At 35.6% G+C, this 1,560-nt stretch carries 1 protein-coding gene and 1 pseudogene; both read right to left on the reverse strand.

Translation table 11 applies throughout. The annotated features are described in order from the left end of the window. Positions 1 to 187 precede the first annotated feature (187 nt). A complete protein-coding gene (locus NE638_RS17725; protein WP_173746856.1) occupies positions 188 to 1,351 on the reverse strand; it encodes an RNA-guided endonuclease InsQ/TnpB family protein in 1,164 nt (387 codons plus the stop codon). Continuing rightward, positions 1,281 to 1,560, reverse strand: a pseudogene (locus NE638_RS17730) (IS607 family transposase); the annotation flags it as partial. The gene NE638_RS17725 and the pseudogene NE638_RS17730, both read right to left, overlap by 71 nt.

Here is a 1,560-nt window from a genome sequence, read left to right on the forward strand (position 1 = left end):
CTGCCACTCAAAATATGTGTAAATATACTCACATCGAGATAACGTAGACTCTCACGAGTTCTACTTACTGCTTCACCGTGTATGTTTTTGATTGACCGAAATCATATCTACTCACAAGTTCTTGTACACTCCACAGTCGTAAATTCCCGAAAATAGCCTTCGGTACATACTTACGTTTGCGTTTTAGTTATGCAACTTCGTAAGTTATTGCATCTCTCAAATTAAGTGCAGCATTGAGATCTCTGTCTTCGACATAACCGCAACTGCATTTGAATATTCTATCTGAAAGCTTTAAATCTTTTTTGACAGCGCCACAGCAGTGACAGGTTTTAGATGATGGATACCATCTATCTACTACTCGAAGTTCGATCCCATTTTCATTGCATTTGATTTGAAGCTTTGTTCTAAATTCATAAAACTTTTGTGATGCAACTGCTTTTGAAAGATGTCGATTCTTCATCATACCATTTACATTTAAGTCCTCGATCGTTATATAAGATGGCTTGGTCTTCACTATCTCAGCGATTGTCTTGTTAATGTAATCAGTACGGATATTATCTATCTTATGATGAAGTTTCTGTACCTTAAGTTTTTGTTTTTGTATATTCGCCCTTTGAGTGACTTCTCCTTTCTTTAGATTTTCATACTTACGGGAGAGACATCTCTGTTCCCGAATAAGTTGTTTCTCAAGCTTTTTCAGTCTTGCTGACTTGTTGATGTTCTTATAAGTCTTACCATTAGAAACAATGGCAAAATCCTTTAATCCCAAGTCTATGCCAATTCCTGCATTGGAATTATCAGCAATCTTGTTATCAGAAATTTCTACAAGAACTGAAACATAGTATCTGTCAGCTTTCATTGAGACCGTGCCACTTTTAACCACATATCCGTCTTTAGTTGTTGGAATATATCCTTTTTCTTTGATACGGACCCAACCAAGTGACGGAATATTGATTCTATGCCTTTCGCAACGACAATCCTTTGGATTATTCTTTACAAAATACATCTTTACATCAGATCTGCCTTTCTTTTTGAACTTAGGAAAAGCACTCTCGTGATTGAAAAATCTTGTAAAAGCAGTTTGTCCATTATTTACTGACTGTGTTACTGCTTTTGAATAAGCTTCCTTGATCCACGAATACTCCGGATGCTCAGAAAGATATTCATTGTTAAGCCAGACTCTAAACCTGTTACTGCTCATAAACTTTTCACCGTTGTTGTAAAGTTCTTTATTATGGGCAAGATAGAAATTATAAATAAATCTACAAGTTCCTATCGTCTTATGAATCTTGACTTTCTGTTCCTCTGACGGATTTATTTCCGTCTTGAAGCTCTTTAGCAATTTCCACATCCCTTTCTATTTGTTTTTTATACTTACGAAGTCCGTACAACCTGCAAGAGAACACATGGAGTATTGAAACAATATCCTGCACGAGGTTTTGATTTTTTGTTCCATCACTTCATCTAATAATTCGTTCCACTTTTTACGATTGTAATTAAGGCCACTTCCATAATCTTCAATACACTGGTCTACAATAATACCTTTGGCATTACAAAACT

Origin of the sequence: Blautia sp. MSK.18.38 (assembly GCF_024460535.1) — a bacterium.
GTDB classification, from domain to species: domain Bacteria; phylum Bacillota; class Clostridia; order Lachnospirales; family Lachnospiraceae; genus Blautia_A; species Blautia_A fusiformis.

Coding starts and splice junctions, on each gene's coding strand:
- NE638_RS17725 (WP_173746856.1), bottom strand. CDS start 1,351: ATGTGGAAATTGCTAAAGAGCTTCAAGACGGAAATAAATCCGTCAGAG.